The organism is Enterococcus sp. AZ095a (assembly GCF_050546735.1).
Lineage (GTDB): Bacteria > Bacillota > Bacilli > Lactobacillales > Enterococcaceae > Enterococcus_D > Enterococcus_D entomosocium.
Genome location: NZ_CP172953.1, coordinates 1,992,461 through 2,005,552, shown reverse-complemented (window position 1 = coordinate 2,005,552; position 13,092 = coordinate 1,992,461). Strand labels below are relative to the sequence as shown.

At 43.9% G+C, this 13,092-nt stretch carries 17 protein-coding genes; all 17 read left to right on the top strand.

Annotated features, from left to right (window positions below):
• Positions 1 to 5: 5 nt before the first annotated feature.
• Positions 6 to 743, top strand: coding sequence for a 3-oxoacyl-[acyl-carrier-protein] reductase (gene fabG / locus IGJ26_RS09305; RefSeq protein WP_016620362.1), 738 nt, complete (start codon positions 6 to 8; stop codon positions 741 to 743).
• A gap of 12 nt (positions 744 to 755) precedes the next feature.
• A complete protein-coding gene (gene fabF / locus IGJ26_RS09300) occupies positions 756 to 1,994 on the top strand; it encodes a beta-ketoacyl-ACP synthase II (protein WP_016610185.1) in 1,239 nt (412 codons plus the stop codon).
• Positions 1,995 to 2,477, top strand: coding sequence for an acetyl-CoA carboxylase biotin carboxyl carrier protein (gene accB / locus IGJ26_RS09295; protein ID WP_016612188.1), 483 nt, complete (start codon positions 1,995 to 1,997; stop codon positions 2,475 to 2,477). It abuts the gene before it with no gap.
• 4 nt (positions 2,478 to 2,481) lie between these two features.
• Positions 2,482 to 2,910 carry a 3-hydroxyacyl-ACP dehydratase FabZ gene (fabZ, locus tag IGJ26_RS09290; RefSeq protein WP_005225895.1) on the top strand — a complete coding sequence of 143 codons (429 nt, stop codon included), beginning with the start codon at positions 2,482 to 2,484 and terminating at the stop codon, positions 2,908 to 2,910.
• Between the two features lie 7 nt (positions 2,911 to 2,917).
• The gene (locus tag IGJ26_RS09285; RefSeq protein WP_005235585.1) at positions 2,918 to 4,282 is read left to right on the top strand and encodes an acetyl-CoA carboxylase biotin carboxylase subunit; all 1,365 of its coding nucleotides are present in this window, start codon (positions 2,918 to 2,920) and stop codon (positions 4,280 to 4,282) included.
• A 12-nt stretch (positions 4,283 to 4,294) separates the two neighbouring features.
• A complete protein-coding gene (gene accD, locus IGJ26_RS09280) occupies positions 4,295 to 5,164 on the top strand; it encodes an acetyl-CoA carboxylase, carboxyltransferase subunit beta (protein ID WP_086316197.1) in 870 nt (289 codons plus the stop codon).
• Positions 5,157 to 5,942: an acetyl-CoA carboxylase carboxyl transferase subunit alpha gene (locus tag IGJ26_RS09275; protein WP_005235587.1), complete on the top strand. Its 786-nt coding sequence runs from the start codon at positions 5,157 to 5,159 to the stop codon at positions 5,940 to 5,942. The genes accD and IGJ26_RS09275 overlap by 8 nt, the downstream gene beginning before the upstream one ends.
• A 190-nt stretch (positions 5,943 to 6,132) precedes the next feature.
• On the top strand, positions 6,133 to 6,978 hold the full coding sequence (locus IGJ26_RS09270; protein WP_005235588.1) for a transporter substrate-binding domain-containing protein: 846 nt from the start codon (positions 6,133 to 6,135) through the stop codon (positions 6,976 to 6,978).
• A gap of 22 nt (positions 6,979 to 7,000) precedes the next feature.
• Positions 7,001 to 7,690: an amino acid ABC transporter permease gene (locus tag IGJ26_RS09265; RefSeq protein WP_005225900.1), complete on the top strand. Its 690-nt coding sequence runs from the start codon at positions 7,001 to 7,003 to the stop codon at positions 7,688 to 7,690.
• 16 nt (positions 7,691 to 7,706) lie between these two features.
• Positions 7,707 to 8,432, top strand: coding sequence for an amino acid ABC transporter ATP-binding protein (locus IGJ26_RS09260; RefSeq protein ID WP_005235590.1), 726 nt, complete (start codon positions 7,707 to 7,709; stop codon positions 8,430 to 8,432).
• Between the two features lie 360 nt (positions 8,433 to 8,792).
• Positions 8,793 to 9,317 (top strand): YqeG family HAD IIIA-type phosphatase, encoded by a 525-nt coding sequence (locus IGJ26_RS09255; protein ID WP_005225903.1) that lies wholly within the window; start codon positions 8,793 to 8,795, stop codon positions 9,315 to 9,317.
• A gap of 1 nt (position 9,318) precedes the next feature.
• Entirely contained in the window at positions 9,319 to 10,437 is a 1,119-nt protein-coding gene (gene yqeH, locus IGJ26_RS09250; RefSeq protein ID WP_194199631.1) for a ribosome biogenesis GTPase YqeH, read from the top strand.
• 15 nt (positions 10,438 to 10,452) lie between these two features.
• Positions 10,453 to 10,764, top strand: a complete 312-nt coding sequence (gene yhbY / locus IGJ26_RS09245) for a ribosome assembly RNA-binding protein YhbY (RefSeq protein WP_005225905.1) — start codon at positions 10,453 to 10,455, stop codon at positions 10,762 to 10,764.
• Between the two features lie 12 nt (positions 10,765 to 10,776).
• On the top strand, positions 10,777 to 11,418 hold the full coding sequence (locus tag IGJ26_RS09240) for a nicotinate-nucleotide adenylyltransferase (RefSeq protein ID WP_194199630.1): 642 nt from the start codon (positions 10,777 to 10,779) through the stop codon (positions 11,416 to 11,418).
• A complete protein-coding gene (gene yqeK / locus IGJ26_RS09235; RefSeq protein WP_005225907.1) occupies positions 11,408 to 12,007 on the top strand; it encodes a bis(5'-nucleosyl)-tetraphosphatase (symmetrical) YqeK in 600 nt (199 codons plus the stop codon). Before IGJ26_RS09240 ends, yqeK begins: the two co-directional genes overlap by 11 nt.
• 11 nt (positions 12,008 to 12,018) lie before the next feature.
• Positions 12,019 to 12,360, top strand: coding sequence for a ribosome silencing factor (gene rsfS, locus IGJ26_RS09230; protein ID WP_034695537.1), 342 nt, complete (start codon positions 12,019 to 12,021; stop codon positions 12,358 to 12,360).
• Positions 12,360 to 13,088, top strand: a complete 729-nt coding sequence (locus tag IGJ26_RS09225; RefSeq protein ID WP_016612181.1) for a class I SAM-dependent DNA methyltransferase — start codon at positions 12,360 to 12,362, stop codon at positions 13,086 to 13,088. Before rsfS ends, IGJ26_RS09225 begins: the two co-directional genes overlap by 1 nt.
• Positions 13,089 to 13,092 lie beyond the last annotated feature (4 nt).

The following is a 13,092-nucleotide window of genomic DNA, read 5'->3' as shown; positions in this document are numbered from 1 at the left end:
AATTTATGGATCTGCAAAATAAAAACGTCTTTGTAACTGGTAGCTCGCGAGGGATCGGTTTTACTATCGCGGAAGCCTTTGCCAAAGAAGGAGCGAATATCGTTTTAAATGGACGAAAAGAAATTCCCCAGTCACTGATCGATCGCATCACCAGCTACGGCGTGAAATGTGTAGCGATCAATGGGGACATTTCTGATTTTGATCAAGCGGCAGCCATGCTTTCGGAAGCAGAAGCGGCAGTCGGGCCGATCCACATTTTGGTCAATAATGCCGGGATCACGAATGACAAATTATTGTTGAGAATGAAACCGGAAGATTTTGATTCCGTGATCAAAATCAATTTGACTGGTACCTTCAATATGACGCAGCACGCGTTGAAAAAAATGATGAAGTTGCGAGAAGGCCGCATCATCAATTTGACGAGTGTGGTCGGCTTGACGGGAAATATCGGGCAAGCCAACTATGCGGCAAGTAAAGCTGGCGTGATCGGTTTTACGAAATCTGCCGCTCGTGAAGGTGCCGCTCGGGGGATCACCTGCAATGCGATCGCCCCAGGATTTATCGAAACAGAGATGACTGAAGTGCTGTCGGATAAAGTCAAAGAACAATCATTGGCAACTATTCCATTACAGCGTTTTGGTTCCACACAGGATGTTGCGCAAACAGCAGTCTTTTTAGCAAAAAGCCCCTACATCACTGGTCAGGTGATCAGTGTAGACGGCGGGATGGCAATGCAAGGGTAGGAGGAAGAAAAGATGAATCGAGTAGTAGTTACAGGATACGGCGTCACTTCTCCAATCGGAAATGACCCAGAAACTTTTTTAGCAAGTTTACAAAACGGGACCAACGGCATCGGCCCGATTACAAAATTTGACGCAGAAGCAACAGGGATCTCAGTTGCCGCTGAAGTCAAAGATTTTCCGTTAGAAAAGTACTTCGTTAAAAAAGATACGAAGCGGATGGATCTTTTTTCCATTTATGGAATTTATGCGGCCTTAGAAGCGATGGAAATGGCGAAGTTAGATACAGAAACCATTGATGTGGATCGTTTTGGCGTGATGGTTGGTTCGGGGATCGGCGGCTTGCCAACGATTCAAGACCAAGTGATTCGAATGCATGACAAAGGAGCAAATCGGGTATCACCAATGTTCGTACCGATGTCGATCGTAAATATGGTTGCCGGCAACATTGCGTTACGGGTAGGTGCGAAAGGCATTTGTACGACGACTGTTTCCGCCTGTGCTTCTGGTACCCATTCAATCGGTGAAGCTTTCCGAAACATCAAGCATGGCTATGCAGATGTCATGATCGCTGGTGGTTCAGAAGCGACGATCTGTGAAATCGGTATTGCTGGTTTTGCTTCTCTGACGGCGTTAACCACTGAATCAGACCCTGACAAAGCTTCCGTTCCGTTTGATAAAAATCGTAGTGGATTTGTCATGGGTGAAGGCGCTGGCGTCTTCATTTTAGAATCATTGGCGCATGCACAAAAACGTGGGGCAACGATTTTAGGTGAAGTCGTAGGGTACGGTGCGAACTGTGATGCCTACCATATGACTGCGCCAAACCCTGATGGATCAGGTGCTGGAAAAGCAATGAAATTAGCGATGCAAGAAGCGGCGATTACCCCAGCTGAAGTTGGTTACATCAATGCCCACGGTACAAGTACGCCCGCCAATGACAGTGCAGAAGCGACATCGATCCAATACGGATTGGGCGAAGACTATAAAAAACCATATGTCAGCAGTACAAAGTCAATGACTGGTCATTTGCTTGGGGCGGCTGGTGGAATCGAAGCCATTGCTTCACTATTAGCATTACAACATCAATTTATTCCACCAACCATCAACGTGACAGAACAAGATCCTGAGATCGACTTGAACGTTGTTATCAATCAAAGCCAACCAGCAGAATTGACCTATGCCATGAGTAATTCACTTGGGTTTGGCGGTCATAATGCAGTGATCTTGCTGAAACGTTGGGAGGAAGCGTAATTGGAAACACATGAGATAAAAGAGCTGCTCAGCCAATTCGATCAATCGACGTTAACTGAGCTTCAATTAAAAAAAGAGACGTTTGAACTTTATTTTAATAAAAATACGACAAGTGGGCTACAAAATGCACAATCTACACCTGCGCCTGCTCCTGCAGCGAATGCTGCGCCAACTCCTGTTGTACCAACGCCTGCTGTCTCAGCGACACCTGACACAGTAGAAGCGGCGAAACCTGTCTTAGAGGGCAAAGAAGTTGTCTCGCCGTTAGTGGGTGTCGTTTATTTGAAACCAAGTCCTGACAAAGATAACTTTAAGCAAATCGGCGATCACGTGAAAAAAGGCGATATTCTTTGTATCGTTGAAGCGATGAAAGTCATGAATGAAATCGTCAGCGACGTCGATGGCGAATTGGTTGAAGTCTTGGTTGAAAGCGAACAAATCGTTGAATTCAATCAACCATTATTCCGTGTGAAAGAAGGGTAAAGCAATGAGCGCATTAACGATTCAAGAAATCAAAGAAATCATCCCTCATCGTTATCCGATGCTTTTAGTGGATCGCGTTGAGGAGTTAGAAGAAGGCAAACGGGTCGTTGCGAAGAAAAACGTTACCATTAATGAGCCGTTTTTCCAAGGCCATTTTCCCCATGAACCAGTGATGCCTGGAGTATTGATCGTGGAAGCAATGGCTCAAGCAGGTGCTGTGGCATTATTGTCATTGGAAGACTTTCGTGGGAAAACTGCCTACTTTGGCGGTTTAGACAAAGCAAAATTCAGAAAAAAAGTAACACCAGGCGATACCTTGATCTTAGAAGTAGAAATAATCAAAGTAAAATCTGCAGCCGGCATCGGCAAAGGAATTGCCTATGTTGATGGGAAAAAAGTGGCGGAAGCAGAATTGACTTTCATGATTGGATAGGTGAGACATGTTTTCTAAAGTATTGATCGCAAACCGTGGCGAAATCGCCGTACGTATCATTCGCGCTTGTCGCGAATTAGGTATTCAAACGGTCGCCGTTTATTCAGAAGCAGATAAAGAAGCGTTGCACACAGAGCTTGCCGATGAAGCGATTTGTATCGGACCTGCCAAAGCAGCTGACTCTTATTTGAATGTACAGCAGATCCTAAGCGCTGCGATCGTCACAAAGGCTGAGGCGATCCATCCCGGCTTTGGCTTTCTTTCAGAGAATAGCCGCTTTGCTGCGATGTGCGAGGAATGCAATATCGTCTTTATTGGGCCAAAGAGTGAGACTATCGATGCAATGGGAAACAAAATCAATGCAAGACGCTTGATGATCGAAGCAGAAGTACCGGTCATTCCCGGAAGCAAAGGCGCGATTTCTGATGTGGAAGAAGCTTTAACGATCGCTGAAGAGATTGGTTACCCGGTCATGCTCAAAGCAGCAGCCGGCGGTGGCGGTAAAGGGATACGGAAAGTCGCCGATAAAGAAGCGTTACCACATCATTTTGCTTCGGCACAGCAAGAGGCGAAAGCGGCATTTGGCAACGATGAAATGTACATTGAAAAAATCATTTATCCTGCTCGACACATAGAAGTGCAAGTGTTAGGTGATTCTTTTGGTAATATTATCCACCTTGGTGAACGCGATTGCTCGCTGCAACGCAACAACCAAAAAGTGTTGGAAGAATCTCCTTCTGTGGTGATTTCTGAAAGCAAACGAGCAGAGCTAGGAGAAGCAGCGGTACGTGCCGCACAAGCGGTAGGGTATCGCAATGCCGGCACGATCGAGTTTTTAATGGCAGACACTGGGGCGTTTTATTTCATGGAAATGAACACTCGAATCCAAGTGGAACACCCCATCACTGAAATGGTGACGAACATTGATCTAGTCAAAAAACAACTCGAAGTTGCTAGTGGCGAACCGCTAGGCTTGACACAAGCAGACATCAAGATGACAGGTGCGGCAATCGAATGTCGGATCAATGCAGAAAATCCAGCCTTCAATTTTGCACCGTCACCAGGCAAGATCAACAATTTATTTCTGCCTGGTGGAGGCTTGGGTGTACGGGTAGACAGTGCCATGTATTCCGGCTATACGATCCCGCCTTATTATGATTCCATGATCGCTAAAGTGATCGTTCACGGCGAGAACCGTTTTGAAGCATTGATGAAAATGCAGCGGGCGTTAGCTGAATTAGTGACCGATGGTGTCATTACGAATGCAGAATTCCAAATGGACTTGATCAGTCACCCGAAAGTGATTGCGGGAGACTATACAACCGCCTTTTTACAAGAGGAATTTTTGCCAAATTGGACACCTGAACAATAGGAGGGAAGTTGAGTGGCTTTATTTAAGAAAAAAAACTACATTCGCATCAATCCTAATCGAGGTCAGCTGCCAACGAACGAACCAGTCGTCCCAGATAATCTTTGGGCGAAATGTCCTAGTTGCAAACGAACGCTTTATACGAAGGAGATGGGGGCAGAAAAAGTCTGTCCCCACTGCGGGTATAATTTCCGGATCAGCGCCTGGGAACGGATCGCTATCACGATTGATGAAAAAAGTTTTGAAGAATGGGACACAGATGTTACCACAAAAGATCCCCTTGATTTCCCAGGGTACCTGGATAAAGTCGCACAAATGCAAGAAAAAACTGGTTTGCATGAGGCTGTTCTAACGGGAGAAGCCAAAGTTCGAGGATTGCCGTTAGCAATCGGTGTCATGGATGCGAATTTCATCATGGGCAGTATGGGAACGGTCGTGGGGGAGAAAATCACCCGTTTGTTTGAACGTGCGATCGAAAAACAGCTACCAGTTGTTCTTTTTACCGCTTCGGGTGGGGCTCGGATGCAAGAAGGGATTTTGTCACTGATGCAAATGGCGAAGATCTCCGCGGCAGTAAAACGCCACAGTAAAGCTGGCTTGTTTTATCTAACGGTTTTAACGGACCCGACCACCGGTGGCGTTACCGCTAGTTTTGCGATGGAAGGGGATATCATCCTGGCAGAACCGCAAGCATTGATCGGTTTTGCTGGACGACGTGTGATTGAACAAACCATTCGTCAGGAACTACCTGAAGATTTTCAAAAGGCAGAGTTCCTGTTAGATCATGGCTTTGTCGATCAAATCGTTCCACGGACGAACTTGCGGGAGAAAATCCACCATTTGATTTCTTTGCATACGCGGAAAGGATGGAATCGCAATGACTAGAGCAGCCCACGAAATCGTTGAACTCGCTCGCAGCAAAGACCGCTTGACGGCACTGGATTACTTTGAAGGCATTTTTTCTGAGTTTGAAGAGTTTCATGGAGACCGTCTGTTTGGCGAAGATGAAGCCGTTGTTGGCGGGATAGCTTGTTTAGATGGCAAGCCAGTGACCGTGATCGGTATTCAAAAAGGCCGTAATCTACCTGAAAATTTACGCAGAAACTTTGGCTCACCACATCCTGAAGGCTATCGAAAAGCGTTACGCTTAATGAAGCAAGCAGAAAAATTTCAGCGACCTGTGGTCACATTGATCAATACAGCAGGGGCATTTTGTGGTATTGGCGCGGAAGAACGGGGAGAAGGTGAAGCGATTGCCCGTAACTTGATGGAAATGTCCGATTTAACGGTGCCGATCTTGGCAATCATCATTGGTGAAGGCGGCAGCGGCGGTGCTTTAGCACTGGCTTTAGGGGATGAAGTGTGGATGATGGAACACTCGATCTATGCCATTTTATCTCCCGAAGGCTTTGCTTCGATCCTATGGAAAGATGGTAGCCGGGCCAAAGAAGCTGCTGGTTTAATGAAGATCACTGCCCAAGAACTATTTGAATTAGGCGTTATTGAAAAAGTGATTGCTGAAACCCATGAAGAGGCCTTTTTACCGAAAGAGCAATTGATGGAACAGATGAAAGCGGCAATTTCAACGAAACTCGCTGAACTTTCTACGTTGCAAACAGAAGAATTGCTTGAGGCAAGGTATCAGCGTTTTCGCCGATTTTAACAACTAGGATATCCACTCTGATTAGAGAGAGGGTATCCTAGTATTTTTTTATTAAAAGTGTTATTGAATAAATCGTGCAAATGACGAAGTTTTTAGTTTAAAATTTAATTATTCTGTGCTATTATGTATATATTCTGAATATAAGAAGATTATATTGCATAAATATTTGTTTTGAAGAGGAGCGTTTTTAATGAAAAAATTATTTGGAGCACTTGTTGTATTGACGGGGATTTTGGTTTTAGGAGCTTGTGGAAATGGCGGCTCATCGAGTACTGGCAGTTCTAGTGCCAGCGGTTCGGCGGATAACCAATTGGAAGCCATCAAAGCAGCCGGTGTGTTAAATGTGGCAACTTCTGCTGACTTTGCCCCCTTTGAATTTCATGCCTTGATTGATGGCAAAGATACGATCGTGGGCGCAGATATCGATATGGTCAATGAGATCGCTGATCGTCTTGGTGTCGAAGTGAATATTTTGGACCTTGATTTCAATGCTGTCTTGACTGCTTTGCAACAAGGAAAAGCCGATATCGCTGTTTCAGGCATCTCAGCAACTGACGAACGTAAACAGACTTTTGATTTCACCGATAACTATTTTACACCAGAACAAAAAGTAGTTGTTAATAAAAACAATGAGTCGGCATTTGATTCAATCGAAAGCTTGTCTGGCAAAAAGGTGGGCGCTCAAAAAGGCTCGATCCAAGAAATGATCGTTCAAGACCAATTAGCGGATTCGCAATTGGTTTCCATCGCCAAAGTTCCGAATCTAGTCAATGAATTGAAACAAGGCTCGATCGACGGTTTGGTGCTTGAAAGTGCGGTGGCTGAATCGTATGTTGCACAAAATGATGACCTCGTGATCACTGATGTAGCATTAGAAGCGTCTGAAGGCGATTCTTATGCAATTGCTTTACCTAAAGGGAGTACCGAACTACAAGAAGAGCTAAACAGTATTTTGAAAGAATTGATTGAAGATGGTACAATCGATGAGTATGTACAAAAGAACACAGATCTAGCCAACGAAAATGCGGCGCAATAGATAGAACGGAGTAGACACAATTATGGATTTATCCTTTTTAGCGATATATTACCCTTATTTTCTTTCTGGTGTGGTGATCACCATCGTGATCTCTATCATCACCGTGATCTTTGGAACGATTCTAGGGGTGATTTTTGCCCTAATGAAATTATCAAAAGTGACGCCTTTGCGCTGGTTTGCTAATGCGTATATTGAAGTCATCCGCGGCACACCAATGTTGGTGCAGATATTGATCGCTTTTGGTCTTTTGCAAGGCATGTTTGCCTTGCCGACAGTCTCGATCGGTGTGTTGAGTCTTGATTTTGGGCGGTTATTTCCTGGGATCATTGCGCTCTCGCTTAATTCTGGGGCATATGTTGCTGAGATCGTCCGAGGGGGAATCAATGCCGTTGATTACGGTCAAACAGAAGCGGCTGGTTCTTTAGGGCTGCGGCCTTTTCAAACGATGCGTTATGTCGTATTGCCACAAGCACTACGCAACATCTTGCCGCCACTAGGCAATGAATTTATCGTTTTGATCAAGGATTCCTCTTTGCTTTCAACGATCGGCATCTACGAGCTGATGAATAGTGCGCAGATCGTTGTCACCAGTTCTTTCCAACCATTAACGCCTTTCTATGTGGCGGCGGTCATTTATTTCATCTTGACGTTTACGACTTCGCGACTATTGAGTTTATGGGAAAAGAAACTAGGAAAAGGCTATCGTCGTTAAAAGGAGAAGACAAGCTATGATGTTAGATATTCAAGAGTTACACAAAACCTTTGGCAGCAATCAAGTGCTAAAAGGGATCACAACGACGATCGAGCAAGGAGAAGTCGTTGTGGTGATTGGACCATCTGGTTCAGGAAAAAGCACGTTCTTACGCTGTTTAAACTTACTAGAAGTACCGACAAGCGGAAAAATCTTTTTTGAAGGAACCGATATTACCGATCCAAAGAATGATTTGTATAAGATGCGGGAAAAAATGGGCATGGTTTTTCAAAATTTCAATCTTTTTCCGAATATGACGGTTTTAGAAAACATTACTTTGTCCCCGACGAAAGTCAAAAAGATAGCAAAACCAGCTGCTGAAACACTAGCAAAGCAACTATTGAATGATGTAGGTCTGCCTGATAAGGCAAACTCCTATCCACAAAGTCTATCTGGTGGACAAATGCAACGGATCGCTATTGCACGTGCCTTGGCGATGGAACCGGATGTGATGCTCTTTGATGAACCGACTTCTGCGTTAGACCCTGAAATGGTTGGCGAAGTATTGTCCGTTATGCAGCGTTTGGCTCAGCAAGGAATGACGATGGTCATCGTCACTCATGAAATGGGCTTTGCGAAAGAAGTCGCGGATCGGATTTTATTTATGGATCAGGGAATCATTATGGAGGAAGGAACGCCAGAACAGCTCTTTGATCATCCGAAAAACCCGAGAACCATTGATTTTTTAAGTAAAGTATTGTAAAATGCGAGAAGCTCGCAGTTGCAAATGACAATTTTGGACTTTTTCTAAGCATCCTTTCAGTAAAAGGATGCTTTTTTGACGGAAAAAAAGAATACTTTAAAGAAGTGATGGAACAAACTGTTGTTTCGACACCTTCGTTTTTCAGTTCTTTTACAAGAAACCTGCAGAAACTAGCGCACTTGCTAGTATTCAAAAAGATTCTATTGTATAATTACAGGTTGAAGAGGTCTGATCTTGATAGAAACCATCTGCGTGATTGTAGGCAGATCGGACTGTTTCTTTTTAAGGATCGACAATTTGGATCGATGACTAGTCGCCGATTTTTAATACGTGAAGAAATCATGCAGTAAAGGAGATTTTATGTTTTCAAATTATAAACCGACTTGGATGGTCGATGCGATTTATAAAATCACCCCTAGCCAACTAAAGGCACAGGGGATCAAAGGGATTTTGACCGATCTTGATAATACCTTGATTGCTTGGAACAATCCTGACGGAACCGAAGAACTAAAAAACTGGCTACTGGAAATGAAAAATGCTGGGATACCGGTAGTTGTCGTTTCCAACAACAATAGTGAACGAGTGGCACGGGCAGTTGCGCCCTTTGGCTTAAAGTACGTACACCGCGCATTAAAACCTTTTTCAAGAGGGATCAAACAAGGCTATCAGCAATTAGGCTTGAAAAAAGAAGAGGTCGTGATGATCGGCGATCAAATCATGACGGATGTACGAGGTGCCAATCGTGCCGGTGTTCGCAGTATTTTAGTGAAACCAGTGATCCCAACGGATTCTTGGAAAACCCAATTTAATCGAGCCGCAGAAAGAAAAATCATGAACTATTTATTGAAGCACAACCCAGAGTTAAAATGGCGTGGAGGAATTTAATATGACAGAAGGAATCGAAGAAATTCACTGTATCGGCTGCGGGGCAGTGATTCAGACAACGAACCCCAATGAATTGGGCTACACCCCGCAATCCGCATTAGAAAAAGGACTTGAATCAGGAGAAGTCTATTGTCAACGCTGCTTCCGTTTGCGCCATTACAATGAGATCCAAGATGTTTCCCTTACCGACGATGATTTTCTGCGTCTACTGAATGAAATCGGGGAAAAAGAAGCCTTGATCGTTAATGTCGTTGATATTTTCGATTTTAATGGTTCATTGATCCCAGGACTGCACCGCTTCGTCGGCAATAATCCTGTTTTATTAGTGGGCAACAAGGTGGATATTTTGCCAAAATCTTTGAAAAAATCGAAGATGACCCAATGGATGAAGGAACGTGCTCATGAAGCTGGTTTAAGACCAGTGGATGTATTATTGACGAGTGCCAAGAAGCCAGGTGAAACGGAAGCTTTACTGCAAGCGATCGAAACGTATCGTGAAGGTCGTGATGTGTATGTGGTTGGTGTGACGAATGTTGGAAAATCAACATTGATCAATCAAATCATCAAACAAACAGCAGGGATCAACGAGCTGATCACCACTTCGCGATTCCCTGGAACTACATTGGATAAAATTGAGATTCCATTGGACGACGGGCACTTTTTGATCGACACACCAGGAATCATTCATCGTCATCAAATGGCACACTATTTAGGTAAAAAAGATCTGAAAATCGTGGCACCAGCCAAAGAAATTAAACCGAAAGTGTATCAATTGAACCCTGAACAAACCTTGTTCTTAGGGGGACTTGCCCGTTTTGATTTCATACAAGGAGAACGAAGTTCGTTTGTTGCCTATGTAGCGAATGATGTGGCGATCCATCGGACCAAATTAACGAAAGCCGATGAGTTTTATGAGAAACATGTTGGTGGGCTGCTGCAGCCGCCGCGAGCAGATGAAGTGGCGGATTTTCCTGAACTCGTCCGTTTCGAATTTTCAATCAAAGAAAAAACCGATATCGTTTTTGCTGGACTTGGCTGGATCACGATCACCAAACCGTGTGTCATCGCTGGGTGGGCGCCAAAGGGTGTCGATGTGCTTAGACGTAAAGCATTAGTATAAGGAAGAAGGAAGAATATGGACTTACGAGGAAAACAAAAAAGATTTTTACGAAGTGAAGCGCACCATTTAAACCCGATTTTTCAAATCGGCAAAGGCGGCTTGAATGACGCGATGATGGCGCAAATTGAAGAAGCGCTAGAAAAACGAGAATTGATCAAAGTCTCATTGCTCCAAAATACCGATGAGGTTGCTGACGAAGCAGCTGAAACGATCCGTGAGAAAGTCGGCTGTGAAGTGGTACAGATCATCGGACGAGTAATCGTTTTATTCAAACCGTCAAGCAAAGAAAAATACCAAACGATTTCAAGCAAAGTTCGTTCAATTTAGGAGGGAGAAGGCATGCAAGGACAAACATTTGGAAAGGTACAAACGGTTTTAGAGACACAAACACAAGAACTGGTACCGAAAAAGCAAGTGGGCATTCTTGGTGGGAATTTTAATCCAGTACACTACGCACATCTGGTCATGGGTGAGCAAGTAGGGCAAGCATTAGGGCTGGATAAAGTTTATTTCATGCCTGAGTATTTACCGCCTCATGTTGATGAGAAAAAGACGATCCCAGCGGAGCATCGCTTAGCGATGTTGGAGTTGGCGATCGCCGATAATCCGCGATTTGCTGTAGAGACCATTGAGTTGGAACGAAAAGGTAAGAGTTATACGGTTGATACGATGCGGGAATTGACAGCTAAGAATCCAGATACCAATTATTATTTTATCATTGGCGGGGATATGGTGAACTATTTACCAAAATGGCATCAAATCGATGAGCTGATGGAATTGGTGACTTTTGTGGGGGTTCGCCGTCCAGAAGTGCCGATCGATAGCCCATACCCGATTATTTGGATCGATATCCCGCTAATGGATGTCAGCTCAACAACAATTCGTAAAAAAATGCAACAAGGTTGTTCGGTTCGCTACTTATTGCCAGATAATGTGTTACACTATATTCAAGAAAAGGGGTTGTACTTGGATGAAGAGTGAACACTACACACAAGCAGAACGGGAACTTTTGATGCAAAAGGTCCAAATGCAGATGAGTCAAAAGCGCTTTGAGCATGTGTTAGGTGTCGAAAAAACGGCCGTTGCCCTTGCGGAAAAATATGGTGCTTCACCGGTCAAAGCCAGTATCGCTGCCTTGACGCATGATTATGCGAAGGAACGCAGCGATGAAGAATTTCAATTAGTCATTCGTAGAGACGGATTCGACTTGGATCTCTTGAACTGGAACAATGCTATCTGGCATGGACTCGTCGGTGCTGATTTCGTTCAACGAGAATTAGAAATCGATGACGAAGAAATCTTACAAGCGATCCGTTTGCACACCACCGGAGCTGCCAAGATGAGCCTGTTAGATAAAATCATCTATGTGGCAGATTATATCGAACCCGGTCGTACGTTTCCTGGAGTCGTTGAAGCCAGAGAAATCGCAATGATCGACTTAGATGCCGCTGTTGCTTACGAAACGAAACATACCTTGCTTCATTTGATCGAAACAGAAGCAGTTATCTACCCAAAAACGATCGAAACCTACAATTTTTGGGTAGCCAAATATAGGAGGGAATTACCATAGATAGTCAGAAAATATTAGAAATTGCTGTAAAAGCCGCCGATTCAAAACATGCCGAAGATATTATGGCATTAGATGTGCGGGAAATCTCTTTGCTAGCAGATTACTTTGTGATCTGTTCAGGAAATAGCGAACGTCAAATCAATGCGATCATTGATGAAGTCATCGATAAAGAAGAAGAAAATCAAGTATCTGTTCGCCGTGTCGAAGGAAAAGATGGTGGAAAATGGGTCTTGATCGACTTAGGTGACGTGATCGTTCACGTATTCAGTGCCTCAGAACGTGCTTTTTACAACCTAGAAAAATTATGGTCTGATGCGCCGCTTGTGGATCTTAATGAATGGGTCGTGGCGTAATGGCTTACGAAACCTTCGCATTTGTCTATGACGAAGTAATGGATTCCAGTCTCTATAAAAAGTGGCTGGATTTTTCTTGTCGTCATTTAGGAAAAAGAAAACAGCTGTTAGAATTGGCTTGTGGAACCGGTGCGTTAGCCGTTGAATTTGCCAAGGCTGGGTTTGATGTGACTGGGTTAGATCTTTCAGAAGAGATGCTGATGATCGCTAGTCAACGGGCTGAAAAAGAAGAGGCGGCTGTGCAATTTGTTGCGGGTGATATGCTGGATCTCGTAGATATTGGCACCTATCAAGCTATTACTTGCTATTCTGACTCCCTTTGCTACATGGAAGACGAGCAGAGTGTGCAGCAAGTTTTTGATGGTGTTTACAGTTGTTTAGAAGAAGATGGCGTCTTTTTATTTGATGTGCATTCCTTATATCAAATCAATGAAGTGTTTCCTGATTATAGCTACCATTACCAGACGGATGAATTTGCCTTTCTTTGGGAAAGCTATCAAGGAGAAAAAGACCATAGCATTGAACATTTCTTGACCTTTTTTGTTGCACAAGAGAATGGGTTGTTTGAACGCTTAGATGAGCTTCATCAAGAAAGAACCTATCCTCTCGAAAGCTATTTAAGAATGTTAGAAAATGCTGGTTTTGCTAATGTTGAATGCTACGCTGATTTTATCGATACAAAACCAAATGAAAAAAGCCGTCGCTGGTTTTTTGTCTGCCATAAGTAACCGT